This window comes from Streptomyces sp. NPDC048277, assembly GCF_040652235.1.
Classification (GTDB): domain Bacteria; phylum Actinomycetota; class Actinomycetes; order Streptomycetales; family Streptomycetaceae; genus Streptomyces.
The window spans coordinates 54,754-78,317 of sequence record NZ_JBEZLQ010000036.1 but is presented as its reverse complement, the minus strand read 5'-3'; the positions used below and the strand labels follow the sequence as shown (position 1 = coordinate 78,317).

The 23,564-nt window shown below is 70.9% G+C and carries 25 protein-coding genes; 17 read left to right on the top strand and 8 right to left on the bottom strand.

What is annotated here, in order from left to right; all coding sequences use genetic code 11:
* Window position 1: 1 nt before the first annotated feature.
* From AB0D85_RS46715 to AB0D85_RS46695, 5 genes are all read left to right on the top strand, one after another.
* Window positions 2-610, top strand: coding sequence for a TetR/AcrR family transcriptional regulator (locus tag AB0D85_RS46715; RefSeq protein WP_362335776.1), 609 nt, complete (start codon window positions 2-4; stop codon window positions 608-610).
* A 101-nt stretch (window positions 611-711) separates the two neighbouring features.
* Window positions 712-1,548 (top strand): fumarylacetoacetate hydrolase family protein, encoded by an 837-nt coding sequence (locus AB0D85_RS46710; protein WP_362335773.1) that lies wholly within the window; start codon window positions 712-714, stop codon window positions 1,546-1,548.
* The gene (locus tag AB0D85_RS46705; protein WP_362335770.1) at window positions 1,545-2,495 is read left to right on the top strand and encodes an acetaldehyde dehydrogenase (acetylating); all 951 of its coding nucleotides are present in this window, start codon (window positions 1,545-1,547) and stop codon (window positions 2,493-2,495) included. The genes AB0D85_RS46710 and AB0D85_RS46705 overlap by 4 nt, the downstream gene beginning before the upstream one ends.
* Complete coding sequence (gene dmpG / locus AB0D85_RS46700) at window positions 2,492-3,499, top strand: 4-hydroxy-2-oxovalerate aldolase (protein ID WP_362335767.1); 1,008 nt, start codon at window positions 2,492-2,494, stop codon at window positions 3,497-3,499. The genes AB0D85_RS46705 and dmpG overlap by 4 nt, the downstream gene beginning before the upstream one ends.
* 259 nt (window positions 3,500-3,758) lie before the next feature.
* Window positions 3,759-4,514, top strand: a complete 756-nt coding sequence (locus AB0D85_RS46695) for an IclR family transcriptional regulator (RefSeq protein WP_362335863.1) — start codon at window positions 3,759-3,761, stop codon at window positions 4,512-4,514.
* Between the two features lie 19 nt (window positions 4,515-4,533).
* Here AB0D85_RS46695 and AB0D85_RS46690 read toward each other — a convergent pair whose 3' ends face one another.
* Window positions 4,534-5,241, bottom strand: a complete 708-nt coding sequence (locus AB0D85_RS46690) for a TetR/AcrR family transcriptional regulator (protein WP_362335764.1) — start codon at window positions 5,239-5,241, stop codon at window positions 4,534-4,536.
* A 371-nt stretch (window positions 5,242-5,612) separates the two neighbouring features.
* Here AB0D85_RS46690 and AB0D85_RS46685 point away from each other — a divergent pair, with 371 nt between their 5' ends.
* The 7 genes from AB0D85_RS46685 to AB0D85_RS46655 all read left to right on the top strand — a co-directional run bounded on the left by AB0D85_RS46685 (window position 5,613) and on the right by AB0D85_RS46655 (window position 10,440).
* The gene (locus AB0D85_RS46685; RefSeq protein WP_362335761.1) at window positions 5,613-6,005 is read left to right on the top strand and encodes a nuclear transport factor 2 family protein; all 393 of its coding nucleotides are present in this window, start codon (window positions 5,613-5,615) and stop codon (window positions 6,003-6,005) included.
* A gap of 126 nt (window positions 6,006-6,131) precedes the next feature.
* A complete protein-coding gene (locus AB0D85_RS46680) occupies window positions 6,132-6,551 on the top strand; it encodes a carboxymuconolactone decarboxylase family protein (RefSeq protein ID WP_362335758.1) in 420 nt (139 codons plus the stop codon).
* A 52-nt stretch (window positions 6,552-6,603) separates the two neighbouring features.
* Complete coding sequence (locus tag AB0D85_RS46675; protein ID WP_362335754.1) at window positions 6,604-7,344, top strand: SDR family NAD(P)-dependent oxidoreductase; 741 nt, start codon at window positions 6,604-6,606, stop codon at window positions 7,342-7,344.
* 63 nt (window positions 7,345-7,407) lie between these two features.
* On the top strand, window positions 7,408-7,602 hold the full coding sequence (locus AB0D85_RS46670) for a ferredoxin (RefSeq protein ID WP_362335751.1): 195 nt from the start codon (window positions 7,408-7,410) through the stop codon (window positions 7,600-7,602).
* Between the two features lie 45 nt (window positions 7,603-7,647).
* Window positions 7,648-8,886: a cytochrome P450 gene (locus AB0D85_RS46665; protein ID WP_362335748.1), complete on the top strand. Its 1,239-nt coding sequence runs from the start codon at window positions 7,648-7,650 to the stop codon at window positions 8,884-8,886.
* 200 nt (window positions 8,887-9,086) lie between these two features.
* Complete coding sequence (locus AB0D85_RS46660; RefSeq protein WP_362335745.1) at window positions 9,087-9,482, top strand: hypothetical protein; 396 nt, start codon at window positions 9,087-9,089, stop codon at window positions 9,480-9,482.
* Window positions 9,483-9,615: 133 nt separating this feature from the next.
* A complete protein-coding gene (locus AB0D85_RS46655; protein WP_362335742.1) occupies window positions 9,616-10,440 on the top strand; it encodes an SDR family oxidoreductase in 825 nt (274 codons plus the stop codon).
* Window positions 10,441-10,532: 92 nt separating this feature from the next.
* Here the strand turns inward: AB0D85_RS46655 and AB0D85_RS46650 are convergent, their stop codons facing one another.
* The 3 genes from AB0D85_RS46650 to AB0D85_RS46640 all read right to left on the bottom strand — a co-directional run bounded on the left by AB0D85_RS46650 (window position 10,533) and on the right by AB0D85_RS46640 (window position 12,980).
* Entirely contained in the window at window positions 10,533-11,147 is a 615-nt protein-coding gene (locus AB0D85_RS46650; RefSeq protein ID WP_362335739.1) for a hypothetical protein, read from the bottom strand.
* 206 nt (window positions 11,148-11,353) lie between these two features.
* Complete coding sequence (locus AB0D85_RS46645) at window positions 11,354-12,118, bottom strand: enoyl-CoA hydratase/isomerase family protein (RefSeq protein WP_362335736.1); 765 nt, start codon at window positions 12,116-12,118, stop codon at window positions 11,354-11,356.
* A gap of 28 nt (window positions 12,119-12,146) precedes the next feature.
* Complete coding sequence (locus AB0D85_RS46640; protein ID WP_362335733.1) at window positions 12,147-12,980, bottom strand: mycofactocin-coupled SDR family oxidoreductase; 834 nt, start codon at window positions 12,978-12,980, stop codon at window positions 12,147-12,149.
* Between the two features lie 253 nt (window positions 12,981-13,233).
* Here AB0D85_RS46640 and AB0D85_RS46635 point away from each other — a divergent pair, with 253 nt between their 5' ends.
* From AB0D85_RS46635 to AB0D85_RS46625, 3 genes are all read left to right on the top strand, one after another.
* Window positions 13,234-14,013 (top strand): SDR family oxidoreductase, encoded by a 780-nt coding sequence (locus AB0D85_RS46635; RefSeq protein WP_362335730.1) that lies wholly within the window; start codon window positions 13,234-13,236, stop codon window positions 14,011-14,013.
* An 83-nt stretch (window positions 14,014-14,096) separates the two neighbouring features.
* Window positions 14,097-14,933 (top strand): sugar phosphate isomerase/epimerase, encoded by an 837-nt coding sequence (locus AB0D85_RS46630; RefSeq protein WP_362335727.1) that lies wholly within the window; start codon window positions 14,097-14,099, stop codon window positions 14,931-14,933.
* Window positions 14,934-15,142: 209 nt separating this feature from the next.
* Window positions 15,143-16,150: an alcohol dehydrogenase catalytic domain-containing protein gene (locus AB0D85_RS46625; RefSeq protein WP_362335724.1), complete on the top strand. Its 1,008-nt coding sequence runs from the start codon at window positions 15,143-15,145 to the stop codon at window positions 16,148-16,150.
* Between the two features lie 31 nt (window positions 16,151-16,181).
* Here the strand turns inward: AB0D85_RS46625 and AB0D85_RS46620 are convergent, their stop codons facing one another.
* From AB0D85_RS46620 to AB0D85_RS46605, 4 genes are all read right to left on the bottom strand, one after another.
* Window positions 16,182-17,006, bottom strand: a complete 825-nt coding sequence (locus AB0D85_RS46620; RefSeq protein WP_362335721.1) for a mycofactocin-coupled SDR family oxidoreductase — start codon at window positions 17,004-17,006, stop codon at window positions 16,182-16,184.
* A 279-nt stretch (window positions 17,007-17,285) separates the two neighbouring features.
* Window positions 17,286-18,743, bottom strand: coding sequence for an MFS transporter (locus AB0D85_RS46615; protein ID WP_362335718.1), 1,458 nt, complete (start codon window positions 18,741-18,743; stop codon window positions 17,286-17,288).
* A gap of 480 nt (window positions 18,744-19,223) precedes the next feature.
* The gene (locus tag AB0D85_RS46610) at window positions 19,224-19,994 is read right to left on the bottom strand and encodes an SDR family oxidoreductase (protein WP_362335715.1); all 771 of its coding nucleotides are present in this window, start codon (window positions 19,992-19,994) and stop codon (window positions 19,224-19,226) included.
* Window positions 19,991-21,529 (bottom strand): long-chain fatty acid--CoA ligase, encoded by a 1,539-nt coding sequence (locus AB0D85_RS46605; protein WP_362335712.1) that lies wholly within the window; start codon window positions 21,527-21,529, stop codon window positions 19,991-19,993. Before AB0D85_RS46605 ends, AB0D85_RS46610 begins: the two co-directional genes overlap by 4 nt.
* Before the next feature lie 167 nt (window positions 21,530-21,696).
* Here AB0D85_RS46605 and AB0D85_RS46600 point away from each other — a divergent pair, with 167 nt between their 5' ends.
* Window positions 21,697-22,509 carry an enoyl-CoA hydratase-related protein gene (locus tag AB0D85_RS46600; RefSeq protein WP_362335709.1) on the top strand — a complete coding sequence of 271 codons (813 nt, stop codon included), beginning with the start codon at window positions 21,697-21,699 and terminating at the stop codon, window positions 22,507-22,509.
* Window positions 22,506-23,564 (top strand): alcohol dehydrogenase catalytic domain-containing protein, encoded by a 1,059-nt coding sequence (locus AB0D85_RS46595; protein ID WP_362335706.1) that lies wholly within the window; start codon window positions 22,506-22,508, stop codon window positions 23,562-23,564. Before AB0D85_RS46600 ends, AB0D85_RS46595 begins: the two co-directional genes overlap by 4 nt.

The following is a 23,564-nucleotide window of genomic DNA, read 5'->3' as shown; positions in this document are numbered from 1 at the left end:
CGTGGCGAGACCCCTGACGGCACGGCGGCCCGCCGCACCGATGTCGAACGGCCAGGCCGCCCGCCGGGTCCGCATCCTGCGCGCCGCCTCCGACCTCGGTACCCGCGAGGGACTGGCGAACGTGCAGATGCACGACGTGGCCAAGGAGGCCGGGGTCGCGATCGCCACGCTGTACCGCTACTTCCCGTCCAAGCCGTACCTGTTCCTGGCGGTGCTGGAGTGGCACATCGAGCGGTTCCTGGGCGGCTGTGACCACGGTTGCGACGACACCCCCGGGGCCGACCGCGCGACCGAGGTGGGCGAGACGCTCGTCGCGCTCAGCGGCCGGCTGCTCGGCAGCCGGCTGCTGGCCTCGGCGGTGGCGCTGTCGTCGTTCACGGAGTACACGAGCGTCGTCCCGGCCCGGATCGACATCGTGGAGAGCGCACTGGGACAGCGGCTGCTGCGGGTGCTCGGGGGCCGGTCGGATCCCGTGACCGCGCGCAGCAGGGTGCGGCTGCTCGTCTACAGCTGGTGGGGGGTGTTCGTGGCCATGCTGACCGAGGAGATCTCCACCGAGCAGGGGAACGCGGACCTGCGCCTGGCCGCACGGCTGATCGCCCCACCGTGAGCGGGCCGAGGGGGGCTTTCGAGTCCCGGTGAGCGGAACACCCGGAACGGCCGTCCCGGACGGCGGCCCACGCTGAAGGCCGGCACGAGGTGAGGATGGCGATGACAGACGTTTGGGAACCGACGGCGGTCGCGGACCGGGAGACCGCCGTCGCGGAGGCGGCCGCGCGACTCACCCGGGCGGCCCGCGACCACCAACCCTGCGCACCCGTACGGGACCTGCTGGGACCGGCCGACATCAGCCTCGCGTACGCCGTCCAGCGACGCGTCGTCGGCGAGCGGATCGCCGGCGGGGCACGGGTCGTCGGGCGCAAGATCGGGCTGACGTCCGAGTCGGTGCAGCGCCAAGTGGGCGTCGACCGGCCCGACTTCGGTGTCCTGCTGGACGACATGGACGTCACCGCCCACCCGGCCGTCCCGAGCGGGCGGCTGCTCCAGCCCCGGGTCGAGGCGGAGATCGCGTTCGTGCTCGCCGCCGACCTGGACACCGGCGACCTGGACCTCGACCGGGTCCGCTCGGCGGTCGGATACGCCGTGGCCGCACTGGAGATCGTCGACAGCCGGGTGGCCGGCTGGGACATCGCGATCACGGACACGGTCGCCGACAACGCCTCCAGCGGGCTGTTCGTACTCGGTGAACAGCGGGTGGGCCTCGGGGAGTTCACACCCCGGGACGTGACCATGCGGCTGTACGCCGACGGCGAGCTCGCCTCCGCGGGCAACGGCGCCGCCTGCCTGGGCGATCCGCTCGCCGCGCTGCTGTGGCTCGCCCGCACCGCCCGGGAGTTCGGCGACCCCCTGCGCGCCGGGCAGGTCGTCCTGTCCGGCGCCCTGGGTCCGCTCGTGCCCACCCCGCCAGGAATCACCGTACGGGCCGAGATGACCGGCGGCCTCGGCCCGGTGACCGCGACCTTCTCACCCAAGGACCAAGAAGGATGACGAAGACCAAGGTGGCCGTAATCGGCTCCGGCAACATCGGCACCGACCTGATGATCAAGGTGCTGCGCCTGTCCGACACCCTGGAGATGGCCGCGATGGTGGGCATCGACCCGGAGTCGGACGGTCTGGCGCGCGCCGCCCGGCTGAAGGTGCCCGTCACCCACGAGGGCGTGGACGGCCTGATCCGGATGGACGGCTTCGACGACATCGGCATCGTCTTCGACGCGACCTCCGCCAAGGCCCACATCGAGAACGCCAAGAAGCTCGCCCCGTACGGCAAGCGCCTGGTCGACCTCACCCCGGCGGCCCTCGGACCGTATGTCGTCCCGCCGGTCAACCTGGACGAGCACCTCGCCAACGATGTCGACAACCTGAACCTGGTCACCTGCGGCGGCCAGGCGACCATCCCGATCGTGCACGCGGTCAGCCGCGTCACACCGGTGCCCTATGCCGAGATCGTCGCCTCGATCGCCTCCCGGTCGGCGGGACCCGGCACCCGGGCCAACATCGACGAGTTCACCGAGACCACCGCCGGTGCCATCGAGCGGGTGGGCGGTGCCCGCCGGGGCAAGGCCGTCATCGTCCTCAACCCGGCCGAGCCGCCGCTCATCATGCGGGACACGGTGTACTGCCTGATCGGCGACGCCGACCACGACGCGATCCGTGCCTCGGTGGCGGAGATGGTGGCCGCGGTCGCCGAGTACGTGCCCGGCTACCGGCTCAAGCAGGAGGTCCAGTTCACCCCGGTCGCGGCCGGTGACCCGGTGCACACCCTGCTGCCCGACGACGTCTCCGAGACGCCCGCCACCAAGGTCTCCGTCTTCCTGGAGGTCGAGGGCGCCGCCCACTACCTGCCCGCCTACGCCGGCAACCTGGACATCATGACCTCGGCCGCCCTGCGCGTCGCCGAACGCATCGCCCAGCGCACTCGTGAGGTGACCAAGTGACCCGCAGGCTCTACGTCCAGGACGTCACCCTCCGGGACGGCATGCACGCCATCCGGCACCGGATCACCCCCGAGTTCGTGTCGAAGATCTCCGCCGCCCTCGACCGGGCGGGCGTGGACGCGATCGAGGTCGCCCACGGCGACGGCCTGGCCGGCGGCAGCCTCAACTACGGCCCGGGCAGCAACACCGACTGGGAGTGGATCGAGGCGGCGGCCGACGCCATCGACCGCGCGGTGCTCACCTCCCTCCTGCTGCCCGGCATCGGCACCATCGTGGAGCTGAAGCGGGCCTACGCCCTCGGCGTCCGCTCGGTGCGCATCGCCACCCACTGCACGGAGGCGGACGTGGCGGCCCAGCACATCGCCACCGCACGGGAGCTGGGCATGGACGTGAGCGGCTTCCTGATGATGGCCCACATGGCGTCCCCGGAGGTCCTCGCCGGGCAGGCGAAGCTCATGGAGTCCTACGGCGCGCACTGCGTCTACGTCACCGACTCCGGCGGCCGCCTCACCATGGACGGTGTCCGCGACCGCATCCGCGCCTACCGGGACGTACTCGACCCGGAGACCCAGATCGGCATCCACGCCCACGAGAACCTCTCCCTCTCGGTCGCCAACTCGGTGGTGGCGGTGGAGGAGGGGGTCACCCGGGTCGACGCGTCGCTCGCGGGGCAGGGCGCCGGCGCGGGCAACTGCCCGATCGAACCGTTCGTCGCCGTCGCCAACCTCCAGGGCTGGAAGCACGACTGCGATCTGCACGCGCTCCAGGACGCCGCCGAGGATCTCGTACGGCCCCTGCAGGACCGGCCGGTACGCGTCGACCGCGAGACCCTCACCCTCGGCTACGCCGGTGCGTACTCCAGTTTCCTGCGCCATGCCGAGGCGGCCGCCGAACACTACGGCCTGGACGCCCGCACCATTCTGGAGGAGGTCGGCCGGCGCGGGCTGGTCGGCGGGCAGGAGGACATGATCGTGGACATCGCGCTGGACCTCACCCGCGGCTGACTAGCACCTCGCGTACCGCTCCCGGGGCCGGTTTCCCGGTGAGCGGTACGCTTTTTTGCATTCCGAGAATAATAGACCAACCGCCCCAATAATTCGGTGCACGCCCCTTTCTTCGCGGCCGAAGGCGTTGGTAGTTTGGCGTCGGCGCCGAACTAGAATTGATTTCAGTTTGAGCAGAGAGGCACCGACGATGACGTCTGCCCTTCGCCTGGGCTCGCATGCAACCGAGGCCGACGGTCATGCGCTGCCTCCGTCGATGATGGAGCGCGTGACGCTGATCATGGATCTCTTCGAACGTCCGCAGACCCGGCTGACGCTCGAAGCGGTCTCCCGTCGGACCCAGCTGCCCCGCTCGACGACGCACCGGATACTCGACCAACTGGTCCGCCTGGACTGGCTGCGCCACACGGCGGCCGGATACACGCTCGGCACCCGGGCGCTCGGACTGGGCGGCCGGGAGATCGGTCACAGCGCACTGCGGGCCGCCGCCGCACCGCATCTCCTCGATCTGGCCGTGCGCACCAGGATGGTGGTCCATCTCGCCGTGCTCGACGGACCGGAGATCTACTACCTCGACAAGGTGGGCGGCCGGGCCGCGGTGGACATACCGTCCCAGGTCGGCGGCCGGGCGGTCGCGCACTGCACCGGGCTCGGCAAGGCCATGCTCGCCTGGCTGTCCCCGGAGGAGATCGACGCGCGGTACACGCAGGTGATGGAGCGCCGTACCCCGCACAGCATCGGCCGTCTCGACCAACTGCACCGCGAACTCGCCCTGGTGCGCCGCCGCAACGGGCTGGCCATCGACCGGGGGGAGTGCTTTCCCGACCTCGGCTGCGTCGGCCTGGCCCTGCGCGGGCCCGAGGGGCCCCTCGGCGCGATATCGGTCGTCGGGGACGGCAGCTCCGCGCTGGAACTCGTGGCCCCGCTGGTGGTCAACACGGTGCGTGCCGTCTCCGAGGAACTCCTCCCGGCCCAGCGACCGGACCGCCGGGACCTGCCGAGTCTCGTGGGGTGAGGTCCCGGCCCGCCCGGCGTCAGCCCGCGGTGGGGACCTGCTCCCACTCCGTCTCGGGGTCGAGCGACAGGCCCGGGTGGTCCCGCTTGAACGCCTCGGCCTGCTCCTCGATCTTCGGCAGCGCGTGGTCCGGCGCGCCGAATCCGCTGAACAGGGTCGTGCAGTACTCCCGGGAGAGGAACGCCGCGTCCCACTGCCCCTCCGGGTTCACCCACTGGTACGTGTGGTTGTGCAGGTTGAGGAACTGCAGGGTCGCCAGCCGCGGTGACATCGTACGGAAGACATGCTGCTCCATGGCCTCCGAGAGCAGTCCCGAGACCACCTCCTCGAAGTCGGAGCGCTGTCCCAGCAGGGTCTCGAGCTCCTCGCCGCTCAGGGAGCGGTAGTCGTGCTCGTAGACCCAGATGTGGTCGAGCCTGCGGAAGATGATCGTCAGCAGCGACTCCGACAGCAGGCGCAGCCGGAGCAGGGGGCCGGCGTCGAGTTCCGCGATCTGGCGGGCGCGGGCGAGCAGCGGGCCCATCACCCGGGACTGGATCTCGACCAGCAGGTTCTCCTTGGACCCGATGTAGTAGTACAGCGCGCCCTTGGCGAGCCCGACCGCACGTCCCAGGTCGTTGATCGAGGTCGCCGCGTACCCCTGCTGCGCGAACAGTGACGCCGCGATGTCGATGATCTTCTGGCGTCTGACCTCGAAGCCCGGTCCGTGGCCCGGCGGTCGTGGCATCGGCTCTCTCCCCGCTCGACGTGACGATGTGTTGTTTGAAGGTGATTGAAACAGGCCAGCGCGGCCCGCGTCGAACAGGTGAGGGGGCGCAGCCGGGGAACGCCGGGTTCGAACAGGCGGGGACGGCGGACGGACCGATGGCAGGCCGTCGGCATGCTAGGGGATTTGTACCGATCGGTCAACAAGGCCAGTGATGGCGAATACCCCCTCCCTTTGCGTCTGGTGTATCAATAGACTCAGTGGTCGAAATATGGATTCCGGGCCGTGGTCGGCAAGGCTCGGCCGTGGCGTCGGCGTGTGAGCCTGCGCCCGGGCGCAGCCGCCCGCCCCGGATCACTCCGTCCTCTGAACTGTCTTGGGAGAGAAGACCGATGACCATTTCCGCCGAAGCCGCCCTGGCCGGTGTGCAGGCCGCCATCGCCGCCTATGCCCACGCCATCGACGCGGGGGCCACCGAGGCCATTCCCGACCTCTTCACCGAGGACGGTGTCGCCGAGATCGTCGGCCAGGGCACCTTCGAGGGCCGGGAGGCCATCCGCAAGGCCTTCGGGGCGTTCACTCCGCAGGCCCCCCAGCTGCACCTCGTCGGCAACACCCTGCTCACCTCGCCGCCCGGCGACGAGGTGACCGCCAGCAGCAACCTGGTGTTCTTCGCGCGCGGCGAGCAGGGCTGGGCCGTACAGCTCGTCGGGAGCTACGAGGACACGCTGGTCCGCGAGGGCGACGTATGGAAGTTCCGCAAGCGGGTCACGACGTTCAAGTAGCCCGGACCCCGGATCCCCGGCGCGAGTCGGGGATCCACCGGATCGGTCAAAGCATTGATTGTACCGACCGCTTGAATTAACTTTCGCTCAGGCGAACCACACAGAGCCGTGTCAGAGGAGTCGCGAATGACACCCAAGGACGTCCAGGAGCCTGTCGAAGCGGTGTCCGGGGCCCCCGACGATCCCCGAGCCGCCGGCTGGAAGGCGATGCGCGCGGCGTTGCCCGGGGTCTTCCCGGAGGGGGACGTCGACCTGCGCGACGGCCGTATCGGCGAGGAACTCGTGGACATCGGTCTCACCAGCGTCTGGGGCGCCCTGTGGGGCCGCGAGGGGCTCAGCCCGAGGGACCGCAGCCTGGTCACGCTGGGCCTGCTGATCGCACTGCGGGCCGAGACGGAGCTGCGGACCCATGTCCGGATCGCCCTCACCAACGGTCTGACCAGGGACGAGATCGCCGAGGTCCTCTACCACTCCGCGGGCTACGCCGGTTTCCCGGCCGCGGTGGGAGCCCGGACCGCGGCGCGCGAGGCACTGGGCGAGCAGTGATTCCGGGCGGCGTCCGCACCGGGCGAACGCACCAGGCGAACTAGGAGCACGTATGTCACTGGAAGGAAAGGTCGCGGTCGTCACCGGCGGTGCCCGTGGAATCGGACGGGCGGTCGCGACCGTCCTCGCCGCCCGCGGAGCCGCTGTCGCCGTCTGGGACCTGAATGCCGAAGGCGCCGAGAAGACCGTCGCCGAGATCCAGGAGGCGGGCGGCACGGCGATCGCCGTGGCCGGAGACGCGGCCGACGCCACGGCCGTCGCCGCCTCGGCGGCCCGCACCCGCGAGGAACTCGGCCCGGTGGCGATTCTCGTCAACAACGCCGGGATCACCGGGTACGTGCCGTTCACCGACCTCGGTGAGGACGCCTGGGACCGGATGATCGGGGTCAATCTGAAGGGCCCGTTCCTGGTGACGAAGGAGCTGGTGCCGGACATGCTGGCGGCGGGCTGGGGGCGGATCGTGAACATCTCGTCGTCGTCCGCGCAGACCGGGGCTCCCGCGATGGCCCACTACGCGGCCTCCAAAGGCGGGGTCATCGGGCTGACCCGGGCGCTGGCGATCGAGTACGCCGACAAGGGCATCACCGTCAACCACGTCCCGCCCGGCTTCATCGACACCCCGCTGGTGCGCGAGGGCCCCGTCGACATCGACGCCGTCGCGGTCACCATGCCGATGAAGCGGGCCGGCCAGCCGGAGGACGTCGCCTACGCGGTGGCCTACCTCGCCTCGGAGGAGGCCGGTTACGTGACCGGCCAGACCCTCGGCACCAACGGCGGGCGCTACCTCGTCTGAGCCGAGAGAAACCGGCGGCTTCGCGCCCCCGCCCCGACCCGCTGAACGAGCTGGAGAGAGCCCATGAAGGTCGTCGTCGACGAGGAGAAGTGTGTCGCGGCCGGACAGTGCGTGGCCGCCGCCGCGGACGTGTTCGACCAGCGGGAGGACGACGGCATCGTCGTCCTCCTGATCGAGAACCCGCCCGCGGAACTGGCGGACGAGGTCCGCAACGCGGCCGCGGTGTGCCCCGCGCTCGCCATCCGCATCGAGGAATAGCGCGCCCCGAGCCAGCCCTCCCCCCCCACCACCGTAGGAGAACCCATGCCTGAGGCAGAGGCCCCGCTCGCCCCCGACGAGCAGGTCTACTACTACCAGGACGACCGCGACGCCAAGTGTCCCTTCGCCCCGCCGCCCGGTCTGCGTGCCCTGAACGAGACGGCTACCGTCTCCCGGGGCCGGATCTGGGACGGCAGCACCCCCTGGCTCGTCACCGGCCATGCCGCCCAGCGCGCCATCCTGTCCGACCCCCGGGTGAGTTCGGACGACAAGCGGGCGGGATTCCCGTACCCCAACCGGGCCATGGCCGAGAACGCCCACCACCATCCGCTGACCATCTTCAACGCCGACGGCGCCGACCACACCCGGATCCGCCGGATGATGACGCGCCCCTTCACCCGGCCCCGGATGGAGGCGCTGCGACCGGAGATCCAGAGGTTCACCGACGACCTCATCGACAAGATGCTGGCCGGCCCCAAGCCGGCCGACCTGGTCACCGCCCTGTCGCTGCCGCTGCCCTCGCTGATGATCTGCGCGCTGCTCGGAGTGCCGTACGAGGACCACGAGTTCTTCCAGGAGCACGCCTCCGTCGCCACCCGGAGCGACAAGACCGGGGAGGACGACCGGCGGGCCAACGAGGCGCTGGGCGGCTACCTCGCCCGGCTGCTGCAGCAGAAGATGGAAGAACCCGCCGACGACGTCCTCTCGGACTTCGCCGCGCGCATCAAGGACGGTGACATCACCCTCCCCGAAGCCACCCTGCTGTGCATGATCCTGCTGATCGCCGGTCACGAGACCAGCGCCAGCATGATCACGCTGGGCACCGCCCTGCTGCTGGAGCATCCCGAACAACTGGCGCGGATGCGCGAGATCGAGGACACCAAGGACGCCGCGCCCGCGGTCGAGGAGATCCTGCGCTACCTGACCATCGCGATGTTCGGCCAACGGCGCATAGCCGCCGAGGACTTCGAGTTCGAGGGCGTCCAGATCAAGGACGGCGACGGCATCGTCGTACCGCTGCCCGCCGGCAACTGGGACCCGCAGGCGTTCCCCGAGCCGGAGAAGCTCGACCTCACCCGCGACTCCCGCCACCACCACGCCTTCGGCTGGGGCATCCACCAGTGCCTCGGCCAGCAACTCGCCCGTATCGAACTGCAGGTGGTCTACGGCACCCTCTACCGCCGTATCCCCACGCTGCGCCTCGCGGTCGACCGCGACCAACTGGCCTTCCGCCCGGCCGACGCGCTCGCCTTCGGAGTCCCCGAGCTGCCGGTCACCTGGTAACCGGGCACCCGCCACCCGCACCGTCCGCCGGTTCCGCCCACCAGGGCGGGACCGGCGTTCCGCGTTCCACCCGGGGGCAGTTGGGCGTGCCGGGGTGTAGCGGGCTACACCCCGGCTCGGGTAGCGCGCTCCCTCGTGGCGGAAGGGGGTGCGACGGGATCGTTGTCGGCAGAGACCAGACCTCAGGAAGGGACTGTCCCATGGCCGTCAACCGCCGTCGACGCAGCACCGCCGTCGCCACCGCCGTCGCCGCCGTCGCGCTGACCGCCGGGCTTGCCACCGGCTGCGACCCCACCGATTCGTTCGACTGCATCTCCAACGCCGACACGATCGCCGACAGCATCACGGCCATCAACAAGGCCGGTGCGGACGCGGCGAAGGACCCCTCACGGACCCAGGAGTCCATCGACACGATCGAGAAGAACCTCGACAAGATCAACGACAAGTCGGACGACGGCAAGGTCGACAAGGCCGTGGACCGCCTCAACAAGGCGATCAGGGACTACAACCGCGCGATCCTCGACGGCGACACCAACCCGGACTCCAGCGAGATCGACGCGGCGGCCGACGGGCTGAAGAACGTCTGCACGTCGTGACGAACCCGTGCGCGACGTGATGGCGGTCCGCCGAGGCCACTCGCGAGACACTCGTCCTGTGGGTCCTGTGGGTCCTGTGGGTCCTGTGGGTCCTGTGGATTCTTTGACGAGTGTCTCTGGTGAGGAGTGGCGCATGACCACAGTGGGGATCGCGACCGGTGCCGGGAGCGGGACGGGCGAGGCATGCGCGAGACGCCTGGTGGACATGGTGGACGTACTGCTGCTCACCGACCGCAGCGAAGCGGCCGCGGCCGCGGTGGCGAAGGACCTGTCCGGGAGCCACGCGGACACCGTGGTCGAGGCGTTCGGGGCGGATGTCACCGACCGGGGCGACCTCGCGCGGCTCGCCGGGCGCGTCGAGGCGCTCGGCACCCTGCGGGCCGTCGTGCACGCCGAGCACGTTCCGCCCGAGGACGGCGACTGGCGCCGGATCCTCGCGGTCGACTACGTCTCCGGTGCGCTGCTCGCCGACGCGCTGCGCCCCCTGGCCACCGCCGGCACCGCCTTCGTGTACCTGTCCTCGGTGTCCCCGCTGATCGCCCACCTCGACCCCGATCCGCAGGTCGCGGCCGTCCTGGACACCCCGCTGGAGGGCGACTTCCTCACCCGGATCCGGGACGCGATCGGCCCGGCCGTCGAGGACCCCGCCTGGGTCTATCCCTGGGCCACGTACGGTGTGCACCGCCTCGTCCGCGCCGAGGCGGTGCGGCTCGGGCCGGTGGGCGCCCGCGTCTGCTCCCTGTCGCCCGGCGCCCTCGACACGCCCGAGACGCGGATGGAGGCGGCGCGGCACGCATCGGTGCGAGAGCTCATCGAGCGCACGCCGCTGGGCCGCACCGGCCGGTGCGAGGAGGCCGCCGCCGTCGCCGCGTTCCTGCTGTCGGACGGGGCGAGCTTCGTCAGCGGCGCCGACATCGTCGTCGACGGCGGCCTGTGGGCCGCCGTGCGGGACGAGTGACGGCCCGCCGTCCCGGCCGCCGCGCACGGCGGCGTGCGAAGGGCCCGACGCACACCGGTGTGCGTCGGGCCCTTCGCATGACCGCACGTGGTTCACGCCGCGCCGAGTGCCGCCGAACCCGAGGGAAGATCGCCCGAACCGGCCGCGCCGCCAAGGGCGAACACCGGGAACCCGGTACCGGACTTGCCGGCCCGAGCAGGCTTCCGCAGGGCCCCGGCGGCGCGCTTCCGGCCGGCGAAGACGAACAGGCGCAGCACGAGGAACCGTCCGATCCCGGCGAGCGCGGAGGCCGAGAGGTACACGGCCTGCTCCCGCATCACCCCGGCGGACGGCTGCACCGTGTGGAGTACGAGCACGGCCGCGGAGGTCACCGCGTAGGCGGCGGTGGCCGACCCGGCGGACTGCCAGTGCTGGCGCAGACCGGCACGACGCCCGGTCCCGAAGGTGAAGCGTGCGTGCAGTTCCGTGCACAGGACGGTGGAGGCGACTGTTATCAGCAGGTTCGCCAGGGTCCAGGGCATCGACCGGGCGAGCAGCGTGACCGCCGGGCCGCAGGCGAGACCGACGCCTCCGCCGCACACCACGAACCGGACGAAGGAGGCGAGCGGCCCGGGCGCGGCCGGAGACCGGTGTGCCGTCGCCGCCTCGGTCCCCGTCCGCCGGCTCCGACGCGACGTCTCCGGCTCTGACGCGAGCGTCGATGTCATGGTGGTTCCCTTCCGGACGAGCACGTGGACCGCTGTGATCCGCTGATCTCAACGATCCCGGGCCGGGCTCACCGGAACGAGGACGCGCACTCCCCGATCGGGGGTGTAGCCGGCTCCACCATGGGCGTGGGGCGAAGCCGGCCATGACGGCGGGACGGAACCCGGACCCGGCACATCGGTGCGGGCCGTGGGCCGTCCGCCGGTGCTCAGACGGGCGGCTGGTAGGGCTTGTCGGCCATGGTCAGGCCCTCCAGGGCCAGGCCCAGCGTCGTGCCCTCGTCCAGCCGCCGCGCGAGTCGCTGGCGCAGCGCCAGAGGCGTGAGACGCAGCAGGAGCGGAGGCTTCGACGCGAGCTGCTCGGCGAGCGCCAGGGCCCGGGGGAGCACGTCGGCGGACGGGACGACCTCGTTGACCATGCCGAGCCGGAGCGCCTCGTCGGCCTGGAACACCTGCTGGGTGAGGGCCGCGTACCGCGCCCGGTTGATGCCGAGGAGTTCCTCCCACACGACGTGGACGCCGTCGCCCGGTACGACCTCGCCCGCGAGGTGGGGGAAGTCCTGGAAGTACGCGGTGTCCGAGGCGATCGTGATGTCGCCGAGCAGGACCCACTCCGAATGGATGGTGGCCGGACCGTTGATCGCCGCGACGACCGGCATCGGGAGATCGACCAGGGCGCGCAGCACCTGGCGGCCCTCCCAGTAGATCTCGTCCCAGTGGAGCGGCTTGAACGCCTGGCGATCGCCCCGCATGTCCATCTCGGTCATGAAGCGGTCGCCGGTGCCCGTGAGCACCAGGACCCGGTTGTCCCGGTCGTCGGCGATCTCCCGGAGGACACGGGGGAAGTCGCGGTGCAGCCGTACGCTCAGCGCGGCCGGCTCGCCGCCGCTGTGCAGCCGAAGCGTCAGGACACCGCTCGCTGTACGTTCGATGGCGAAGTCCGGGAAGCCGTAGAAGTAGGCCGGGGTCTCCATGCGGGAATCCTCAAGGTCGTAGGTCGTCTCAGCGGATGCTGAAACCGGCGTCCAGCGGCCACTGGACGCCGGTGATGAAACGCGCCTGCTCGGAGACGAGGTAGGCCACCGCGTCGGCCACGTCCTCGGGCTGCAGGATTTCGATGGGCAGGGCGTTCTGCATGCCGGAGACGAGGTTGTGCTCTCCGGCGGCGGCCTGGGCCATGAGCTTGTCCATGGCCGCGTTCTGGGTCATGCCGCTGAGCACCCCGGTGGGATGGATCGTGTTGACCCGGATCCACTCCGGGGCGAGGGCGCCCGCGAGGTTCTGCATCAGACCGACGAGCCCCCGCTTCGCGGCGGTGTACGCCATGCCGCTGGTGTTCAGCGACGGGGTGCCCTTGAGACCGGCCGACGAACTCGTGATCACGATCGATCCGCCGCGGCCGCCGGCCCGCAGCGCGGGGAGCGCGACGCGCACCGTGTGGAAGACTCCGGTGAGATTGACGTCGATGACGTCGTTCCAGTCCGCGAGGATGTCGTCGGACTCGTCACCGATCCGGATGATCCCGGCGTTCGCGATGATGATGTCCAGCCGGCCGAACTCCGCGTACCCCTCGTCGAACGCCCCCTGGAGGGCGGCGAAGTCACGCACGTCGCAGGTGCGCGCGACGATGCGGCGGTTCTCCCGCTCGACCAGACGGACGGTTTCGGCGAGATCGTCCTCGGACGCGTTCGGGTACGTCATCGTGGGGATGTCCGCGCAGATGTCCACCCCGATGACGTCGCACCCCTCGCGCGCCAGCCGCACGGCGTGGGCCCGCCCCTGACCACGGGCGACCCCGGTGATGAAGGCCACCTTTCCCGCGAGGTCCTCGGACATGGTCCCTCCTTGGGGTGATCGACGTACGGATGGCCCGTGCGCCGCCCGGCGCGGTGCCGCGCCGATCTGTGCAGCAGTGTGATCGCCGCCCTCTCGTCCCCGGCCGGTGTGTCCGCTGAGCGGAACGGAATCTGTCGCAGTGCCGATGACTCGGTTGAATGAGTGCATTCAATTGACGTATTCGTGCACACGGGTGCGGAGGCGGCCGCCGGTTCGGCCTGCGCACCGTCGACGCCACGGCGAAGGAGAGCGCGTGACCGAAGCGACGGATTCCATGGACCGGCCCCTCGCCGGACGCCGTGTGCTGGTGACCGGCGCGGCCGGCGGGATCGGGGCGGCGGCGGTGTCCGTGTTCCTCGACGCGGGGGCGCGTGTCGTCGGGCTGTTCCACTCGACGCCGCCGCCGGACGAGCTCAAGGCGCGCTGCGACTGGGTCGTCTGCGACGCACGTTCCCGTGGTTCGGTCGACGCGGCCTTCGACCGGGCCGCCGCGATCCTGGGCGGTCTGGACGTGCTGCTCAACGCCGCGGGGACATGGCGGCCGGGCACGCCGGAGTCGCTGACCGACGGCGAACTCGACACGGTCCTCGACGCCAACCTGCGGAGCACGGTCCTCACCAACCAGGCCGCGTTCGAGAGGATGCGGCACAGCGGTGGGCAGATCATCAATCTCGGGTCCGGCGAGGGAGTGCGGGGGAACCCTCTCGCCCCGCACTACGCGATGGCGAAGGCCGGCGTCCACGCGTGGACCCGTTCCGTGGCCTCGGCGTGGGGGAGGTACGGGATCACGGTGAACGCCCTGGCACCGGCCGTGCAGACCGCGGGTGCCGACCGGCTGTGGGAGCACCTGGGCGAGGAGGGCGCCGCCGCGTTGCGGCAGAACCTGCGGACGGCCATGCCGCTGCGAGGCGAACTCGGCGATCCCGAGGCGGATCTGGGGCCGGTGATGGTCTTCCTGGCCGGTACCGGGGCCCGGTTCATGACGGGCCAGCTGATCGCGGTCAACGGCGGCCTGCAGATGCTCGGCGCCTGAGGGCGAGCACCGGCGAACCGCGCCCTTCCCGGAGCCGTCCGAATGATCCACCGTCCGGCAGACCGTCGTCATGGGATGTGATCATGAACCACACCGACCGGCGCGACGGGAGCCGCCCGAGGGTCGGCCTCGAACACCTGAGCCTTCGCCGGGAACCGCTGTCCGTGTTCGTCGCCGCCGCTGCCGCGGGCGACGCCACGAGCGTCTGCCTGAGTGTCAGGCACCCCGAGACCCACGACCGGCGTGTCCTGCGGGAGACCGTGTCACGGCTGGACGACCTCGGCATCCCGGTCGCCATGGGAGACGGGTTCCTGCTCGGCACCGAGGGCGGGCTGGACATCCTCAGACGGCGGCTCGACATCCTCCTGGACATGCGTGCCCCCTTGGCCAACACCTGCGCATACGAGCCCGATCCGAACGCCCCGCGCGATCCGGGTGCGACGGCCGACCTGCTGGGGGAGTTCTGCGGGATCGCCCGGACCGCGCAGGTCGACGTGCTGCTGGAGTTCACACCGCTCTCGCATGTGCCGTCGCTGGCGGCGGCCGTGGACCTGCTCCGGCAACTCGACCAGCCGAACCTCAGGATCCTCGTCGACACCCTCCATCTCGTACGGGCCGGAGAAGGCCCCGCCGACCTGGGCGCCATGGACCGACGTCTGGTCGGATACTGCCAGTTGAGCGACGGCGCTCTCGCGTCCGCCGGTGTCCTGGCCTACGTGGACGAGGCCAATCACGACCGGGCCGTTCCCGGGGACGGAGAGTTCCCCCTGACCGAGATCCTCTCGCTCCTCCCACCGGAGGTGACCGTCAGCGCGGAAGTCCCGCTGCGCCGCCTGGAGCGGCTGGGAGTCTCACCGGAGGACCGCGCCCGCCGGATCCTGGAGGGCAGCCGCCGGCTCCTGGCCGGTGTCCGCCCCTAGAACAGGTCGGCACCGGGCGGGTTCGGCGGCGAGCAGGCCGATGTCGGACGATCGAGAAAGCCGTCCGCACAGCGGGATACGACGGCTGGCCGGCCGGGGACCGGCAGTAGCTTTCACGGGCGCGGCGCCACCGCCGGCAGCGCTGGGCGTCCTAGGGACCGCCCCTCGGCGGCCCAGCGCTCAGAGAACCGGAGAAAGGGACCCGAGAGATGAAGTCCGCCATTTACAACGGGGCTTTCGACGTCGTCGTCACCGAGCGCGACACACCCAGCTGCGGCCCCAAGGACGTTCTCCTGCGCAATCTGCACGCCGGTATCTGCGGGTCCGACGTGGCGGTCTACCGGCACGGTCCGGGAGCGCATCAGATCCTGGTGGGGGAGGAGTTCGGACACGAGGTCGTCTCCGAGGTCGCCGAGGTGGGGCCGGAGGTGACCGAACTGGCCGTCGGCGACCGGGTGTACCCGTATCCCCTGCTGGCGAAGGGGGACCCGGGCAAGGCGGGGTGCATCGGCGGTTTCTCGGAGTACATCCTCGTGCCCGACTGTCGGCTGGGAGAACAGGTCTTCACCGTCGACCGGCGCATCCCGACACCCGTCGCAGGGCTCATCGAACCCTTCACGGTGGCTCATCGCGCCGTACGGCGCTGCCGGCCCCGACGAGGGGAGAAGGCCGTCGTGTTCGGTGCCGGCACGATCGGGATCGGCGCCGCGGTGGCCCTGAAGAGCTTCGGCGTCGAGCAGGTCCTGGTGGTGGATCTCGCCGACCTGCGCCTGCGGAAGGCGGCCGGGCTCGGATTCGAGACCTGCAACTCCCTGCACCACGACGTCCAGAAGCGGGCGGCCGAGGTCTTCGGTGAGGTCACGACGCTGCTGGGCACCTTCCCCGACGCCGACATCTACATCGAAGCGGCCGGCGCCGACGAACTGCTGGCCACCATCCAGAACATGGCGAAACCGGGTTCCCGGATCGGTGCCGTGGCGGTGCACCCGAAGCCGGTCGCGGTGAACCTGGTCCGGCTCGCCTACGGGGAGCAGGAGCTCATCGGCCCGGGTGGTTACCGCCCCGAGGACGTCCTCGACGTCATGAAGATCATGGCCGACGGTACCTTCGATCTCGCGTCGATCATCACGCACACCTTCGCGCTCGACCGGATCGTGGAGGCGATCGAAACGGCCGGGGACCGCGAACGCGCCCTGCACGTCGCGATCGCCTACTGAGCCGGCAGCCCCTGCCCTCCTCGCCCGAGGCCTAACGCACACAGAACCCCGCGTCCAGAGGAAGCTGGATGCCGGTGACGTAGGACGCCTGGTCGCTCAGCAGCCAGGCGACCGCGTTGGCGATGTCCTCGGGCTGCAGGATCTCGATGGGCAGGGCGTTCTGCATCTGGGCGATCTCGCTGCCGGCCTGCGCGGCCTTGCGCGCGATCGCCTCGTTCTGGGTCATCCCGCTGACGACGCCCGTCGGGTGGATCGTGTTCACCCTGATCATGTGCGGTGCCAGGTCGTTCGCGAGGGTCTGCATGTAGCCGACGAGGCCGCGTTTGGCCGCGGTGTAGGCCTGGGCGCCCGCGTTGGGGGAGCCGGTGCCCTTGATCCCGGCGCTGGAACTCGTGATCACGATCGAGCCCCCGCGGCTACCGTCGATCATGGCCTGGAGGCCGGCCCGGACCGTGTGGAAGACCCCCGTCAGGTTCGTGGCCACGATGTCCTGCCAGATCTGCACGAACTCGTCGTCCTCCTCGGCGGTGAAACGCACGATGCCCGCGTTGGCGAGGATGAAGTCCAGCCGCCCGAACTCGGCGAAGCCCTCGTCGAAGGCCGACTTCACGCTCTTGTAGTCGCGTACGTCCGCGGGCAGGCCGACCATTCTGCGGCCCTGCCGCTCGACCAGCCGGACGGTCTCGGCGAGGTCACCGGGGGAGGCGTTGGGATAGTCCATGGTGGAGATGTCCCGGCAGATGTCGATCCCGATGACGTCGACACCCTCGCGTGCCAGCCGCACGGCGTGCGCCCGGCCCTGACCGCGGGCGGCACCGGTGATGAACGCGACCCTGTCGGCAAGTGACCCGGCCATCGCTGTCCCGCCTCCCGATTCCGACGCCACGGCGGCGTCCTCCCGCACAGGGGAGCCGAACCGATTCCGGCACCCCTGCCTACGGGCAAGAAGTGTGATCGCCACCACGACCCACCGGACACCGACCGCCCACTGAGCGGGACGGGATCTGCGACGGGCTCCCGCATCGCCGTCAGCGGGTTCCGGTCCGCGGCCGCTGTCCGTATCGCCGTCGCTCGGTCGGCATGCACGACCGCGCTCCCGTACCGCCGCGCACGGTACGGGAGCGCGGTTCGGGGGTCAGGCCGTCTGACCGATCTCCGCGTCGTCGAGGCGTTCGGCCTTCGGGACGAGGGCGACGAGCAGACCGCCCAGCGTGCAGCATCCGATGACCAGCCAGATGCCGTTGGTGAAGCCCTTGTCGAGGTAGAACTGGGTTCCCTTGAGGACCATGCCGTGCTGGGCCATCACCACGTAGGCCAGCTGGGAGACGATGATCTGGGCCACGCCCAGCACCAGGTTCTGGGCGCCGTTGGCCAGCGCCTGCTCCTCGGGGCTGACCACCTCGATGACCATGATGGGCACGACCGCGACGACCACACCGGTCCCGAGCCCCGCGACCACACCCCAGGAGATGATCTGGCCGGCGGTCGAGTGGTACTGCGTGCCGATGCCGTAGCCGATGACGGCCAGGGCGACACCGAGGGCCAGCAGGATCCGGCTGTCCATGCGGCGCGCCAGGGAGCCGGTACCGACCGCACCCACGATGATCATGGCGCTGATCGGGCTGGTGACGATGGCGTTGTGGGTACCGGACCAGCCCAGCCCGTCGGAGACATGGGGGATCTTCGGCATCAGCACCAGCAACTGGATCACCACGCCGACCGCGTTGAGCGCACCGGCCGCGATCGCGGTGGCCAGCAGGGCGGTCCACACCGGCCGGCGCCGCGTCATGGCCAGCGGGAACAGCGGCTCGGCGACCCGGCGTTCGACGAGCAGGAACGCGGCGAGCACGACCACGGCACCGACCATGAAGCCGATGAACCTGCCGCTGCCCCAGCCCCAGTCCGAGCCCTCGCCCACGCCGTAGATGAGGAGGGTGACCCCGCCGCCGAGGAGGATGCCGCCGGCCCAGTCCATCCGGCCGCCGCGTTCGCGGACCGGGCTCTCCGGGACGAGGAGGGCCACCAGGACGAAGCTCACGGCCGTGCTGATGGCCATGAACCACAGGACACCGCGGAAGCCGTGGTTGTCGAGCAGCCAGCCGGACAGGAACGGCCCGCCGAAGGCGACCAGACCCACACCGCCCGCCATGATGCCGTTGGCGAGCCCGACCCACCGGCGCGGGAAGACGTCACGCGTGATGGCGTAGCCGAGCGGGGTCGCCGCGATGTAGATGCCGGCGATGCCGCGCCCGATGAGCAGGGTGCGGTAGTCGGTGGCCATGGCGGCCACCAGGTCCCCGACGAAGCCCAGTCCGGTGGCGACGAGCAGTGCGCGCCGCTTGCCGAACAGGGCCGCCCCCTTGACCACGAAGGGCAGGAAGAACGTGCCCGTCAGCAGGGACATCAGCGTGAACCAGGCGATCTGGGTGGTCTGGAAGTGGATCGCGATCGCCGCCTGGGTGGTGCCGGACAGGGCGGCGACGAGCGACACCAGCTGAACGGCCCACAGCAGGGCGGCCACGATGAGCCCGTTCCGGGTGGCGGAGCGGGATCTCTCCGGGGTCTGGGGTGGCGTGGTCTGTGTCTGGGACATGGGAGGCCTTCCGAGGGTGAGCGGAGGTCGTTGCGCGTGGCCGCGGGCCCGGAAAGGGCACGGCGGGGGCACGGCCTGGCGTTTCGTGGATCAGGCGGACCGGCGGGCTTGCACGGAGTCCTGCCGGGGGAGGGGCCGACGTCGTACTGCGGCTCGTGTCGGCGGGGCTTCGACGCCCGGGCCGGCCGATGAGCCGGCCGGGCGGGATGTCGTCGGAGCGCTGGGACGCGGGAACGGTTGCGCGGGTGGCCCGGTGCGAGGGGGCTGCCGGTAAAGTAGACCCAACGGTCGGTACAATCAATCGGTTGGTCAAGAAAAATCGGCTGGCCGGGAAAAAGCGTCCCAACCGGCGGGAAACCCGGGTAGGAGCCCTGCCCGTCCCGGTGACCAGTGACTTCTTTGCGCGGGCATGGCTGAGGGACGGTTCACCGACCGCCCCTCAGCCATGCGTATGCGGTTGTTCCGCGGGCTCCTCGTCCGCTACCAGGCCGTCCAGCCGCCGTCCACGGTGACCGTGGTCCCGGTCATGTACCGGGAGGCGTCGGAGGCGAGGAACACCGCCGCGCCGCCCAGTTCCTCGGCCTCGCCGACCCGGCCCATCGGGGTGCCGCCCACGATGCGCTCACCCCAGCGGCTGTCCAGCAGGCCCGAGCTGAGGTCGGTGCGGAAGTAGCCGGGCGCGAGGGCGTTGACCCGGACCCCGCGGTCCGCCCACTCGACCGCAAGGGACTTGGTGAGCGCCTCGACCCCGCCCTTGCTGGCGGCGTACGCGGCGATCCGCTCGAAGCCCGCTCCGGCGTGCACGGACGAGACGTTGACGATCGAGCCCGAGCCCTGCTCCAGCATGACCTTGCCGGCCTCGCGGCAGCAGTAGAAGGTGCCCGCCAGATTGATGTCGAGGACCTGCTGCCAGGCCTCGTCCGTGACCCGCTCGCTCCGGGTGAAGTGCGGGCTGACACCGGCGCAGTTGACCACCGCGTCCAGGCGGCCCGTCCACTCGGTGATCCGGCCGACCGCGGCCCGTACGGCGTCCGAGTCGGCCACGGAGCCGGGCAGCACCAGTACCTTGCCCCCGTGGCCGGCGAGTTCGGCGGCCAGCCGTTCCAGGTCGTCGGCCGTGCGTGCCGTCACGGCCAGGGTGGCTCCGGCCTGGGAGAGGGCCACGGCCATGGCCCGGCCGAGCCCCTTTCCGGCGCCGGTCACCCAGACCGTCTTTCCGTCGAGACGCAGGTCGTTCGTCACGTCGCTCATGCCTGGCCCTCCGTCGGCAGGTCGCGCAGGTTGCGCTTGAGCACCTTCCCGGAGGGGGTGCGCGGGAGCTCGCCGACGACGTCGAAGCGGGCGGGCACCTTGAACTTGGCCAGCCGTGCCTGGCAGAACTCCCTCAGCTCCTCCGCCTCCGCCTTCGTACCGGGACGGAAGACGACGAAGGCGCGCGGCACCTCCCCCCAGCGGGGGTGGGCGAGGCCGACCACGGCGGCCTCCAGCACGGCCGGATGCTCGTACAGCACGCGTTCCACCTCGGGCGTGGCGATGTTCTCGCCGCCGGAGACGATCATGTCCTTCTTGCGGTCGTCGATGTAGAGGAAGCCGTCCTCGTCGACATGGCCGATGTCGCCCGTGTGGAACCAGCCGTCCCTCAGTGCCGCCGCGGTGGCCTTCTCGTCACGCCAGTATCCCGCGAAGACCTTCGGACCGCGCAGGGTGATCTCGCCGAGCTCGCCGGCGGGCGCCTCGTGGCCGTTGTCGTCGACGATCCGGACCCTGGTGTGCGGCACCGGACGGCCGACCGAGCCCAGTTTCGACAGACAGTGCTCGCGGTCGAGGAAGGTGTCGCCGGAGACGGTCTCGGTGAGCCCGTAGGCGTCGGCGAACCAGGCGTTGGGGAACGCGGTCATGACCCGCCGGAGCACGGGCTCCGGGGTCTTCTCCCCGCCGCCCAGCACGAAGCGGACCGAGGCGGTGTCGTACGACTCCCGGCCGGGCACCTCCAGTACGGAGTTGACCATGGCGGGGGCGAGCCACAGGTTGGTGACGCGCTGCTCCTGGATCGCCCTGAGGACACCCTCGGCGTCGAACTTCCGCTGGAGGACGACCTTTCCGCCCGCGTACAGGACACCGAGCGCCGGCATGTCCAGGCCGCCCACGTGGTAGAGCGGGCCGCACACCAGCGTGGTGTCCGCGGCGGTCAGCCCGAAGTGGACGATGTGCGCGAGGTTCTTCGCCTGCAGGTTCCCGTAGGTGATGCACACGCCCTTGGGGCGCGAGGTGGTGCCCGAGGTGTACATCAGCCGCTGCAGGTCGCCCGGCTCCACGTCCACGGGTGCCACCACGGCGCCCCGGTGCGCGCCCAGCAGGTCCTCGTAGCCGGTCCAGCCTGCGGCGGCGGGACTCTCCTCGACCTGGACGCGGTGGTCCAGGCCGGTCAGCACGGTGGCGATCCGGTCCACCGCCGGGACGAACTCCGGCTCGGTGACGATCACCTTGGCCCGGGAGTGGTCCAGGATGTACTGCCACTCGTCCTCCGACAGCCGGTAGTTCAGCGGCAGGAAGACCGCGCCGATCCGGTTGACGGCGTACACCAGCTCCAGGAACTCCGGCCGGTTGTAGAGCAGCAGGCCGACGATGTCGCCCCGGCCCACGCCGAGCGCGGTCAGGCCTGCCGCCAGCTCATTGACCCTTCTGTGCAGTTCGCGCACCGTCAGGTGCCGCTCGTCCTGTACGACGGCCAGGGACTCGGGCCGTTGGGCCGAGTGGTAGTCGAGGATGCTCGCGAAATTGTCCACCGGCGACTCTCTTGTTCGGTGACCAGCAATATTCCGACCGGTCGGTTGCCCGCTGCAAAGTTTTCGTGTACCCATTGGTCTATAAAACAGGTAGCGGCACTTTACGACGCTCCGCTGCCACCTACAACCGTCGTGCGGGGCGGTTTCCGCCGAGAAGGGGGTTTTCCGTGTCACGTATCCGTCTGGAGACCCATGGGCCGGTCGTGGTGCTGCGGCTGGCCAATCCGCCGCTGAACGCCTTCGACTCCGTGCAGCGCCAGGAGCTCGCGTCCGCCGCGCGTGACCTGGCGGACTCCCGTGACGTACGGGCCGTGGTGCTCCACGGCGGGGAGCGGCTGTTCGCGGCCGGCGCCGACATCAAGGCCCTGGCCGCGATGGGGCCCGAGGAGATACGCGGCTGGAACCGCGCCCTGCAGCGGACGTTCGACGAGGTCGCCCGGCTGCCGATGCCGGTGGTGGCGGGGATCACCGGATACGCGCTCGGCGGCGGCCTGGAGCTGGCACTCTGCGCCGACTACCGGGTGGCGGCCGAGGACGCGGTCCTCGGACAGCCCGAGGTACGGCTCGGCATCATCCCGGGCTCCGGCGGCACCCAGCGGCTGACCCGGCTGGTCGGGCCCGCCCGGAGCAAGAACCTGCTGATGACCGGCCGCAACGTCAGGGCGGAGGAGGCGCTGCGGATCGGCCTCGTGGACGAGGTCGTCCCGGCCGACCAGGTGCTCGCGGCCGCGCTCGCCTATGCGCGCACCCTCGCCGAGGGCCCGGCCGCCGCCCTGGAGGCGATCAAGGAGGCCGTGGACCACGGCGCCGACACCGCGGTGTCCACCGGCCTCGCGCTGGAGCGGTCCCTGTTCACGGGCGTCTTCGGCACGGCGGACGCGGCCACCGGACTCCGGTCCTTCATCGAACACGGGCCGGGCAAGGCGAAGTTCGGTGGCGACGCGCACCACGACGACACGAAGGAGGAGGGGGAGGCATGAAGGCACTGCGCTGGCACGGTGCGGGGGACCTGCGGCTGGAGGAGGTCTCCGACCCGCCGCCGCCGAAGCCGCACGAGGCGGTCGTCGAGGTCTCCTGGTGCGGAGTGTGCGGCACCGACCTGCACGAGTTCCTCGAAGGCCCGCACATGATCCGCACCGGTCCGCATCCGCTGACCGGAGCCGAGCCGCCGCTGGCCCTCGGCCACGAGTTCAGCGGAACCGTGCTCGCCCTGGGCGGCGAAGTACCCGGGATCGCGATCGGCGACCGGGTGACCGCCGACCCGGTCTGGCGCTGCGGCACCTGCTACTGGTGCGTGCGCGGCGAGTACCACATCTGCCCGAAGAGCGGCTCCGTCGGACTCGCCTCCCCGGGCGGGTTCGCCGACCGCGTCACCGTGCCCCTGGCCGGGCTGACCCGCCTGCCCGACAACGTCACCGACGAGATGGCCGCACTCGCGGAACCCCTCGCGGTCGGCCTGCACGCGGTGACCCGGGCGGGCGTCCGCCCCGGCGACAACGTCCTGGTGGTCGGCGGCGGCCCGATCGGCTTCGCCGTCGTGCTCGCGGCCCGCCTCGCCGGAGCCGCGGGCCTCTATGTGAGCGAACCGCTGAAGGGGCGCAGGGAGAAGCTCCTGGACCTCGGTGTGACCGAGGCCTTCGACCCGCGCGAGACGGACGTACGGCGCGAGGTGTTCCTGCGCACCGGACGCATCGGCCCCGACGTGGTGATCGACGCGACCGGGGTGGCCTCGCTCGCGGCCCAGGCGGTCGCCACCGTCCGGCGCGGCGGCCGGGTCGTCCTCGCCGGCGTCGGCCACGGCAGCGTCGAGATCGACATGGGGCAACTCGTGTTCTACGAGCGGTCCGTGCTCGGCACCCTCGGCTACAACTTCGACATCCCCCGGGTCATCGACCTGATGAGCACCGGGCGCCTGGACGCCTCGGCGCTGCTGACCGGGCGGTATGCGCTGGACGAGGGCGCCGGGGTCTTCGCGGACCTGGCCGGGGACCGGGCCTCTCATCTCAAGGTTCTGCTGACTCCGAAGGGACTGTGA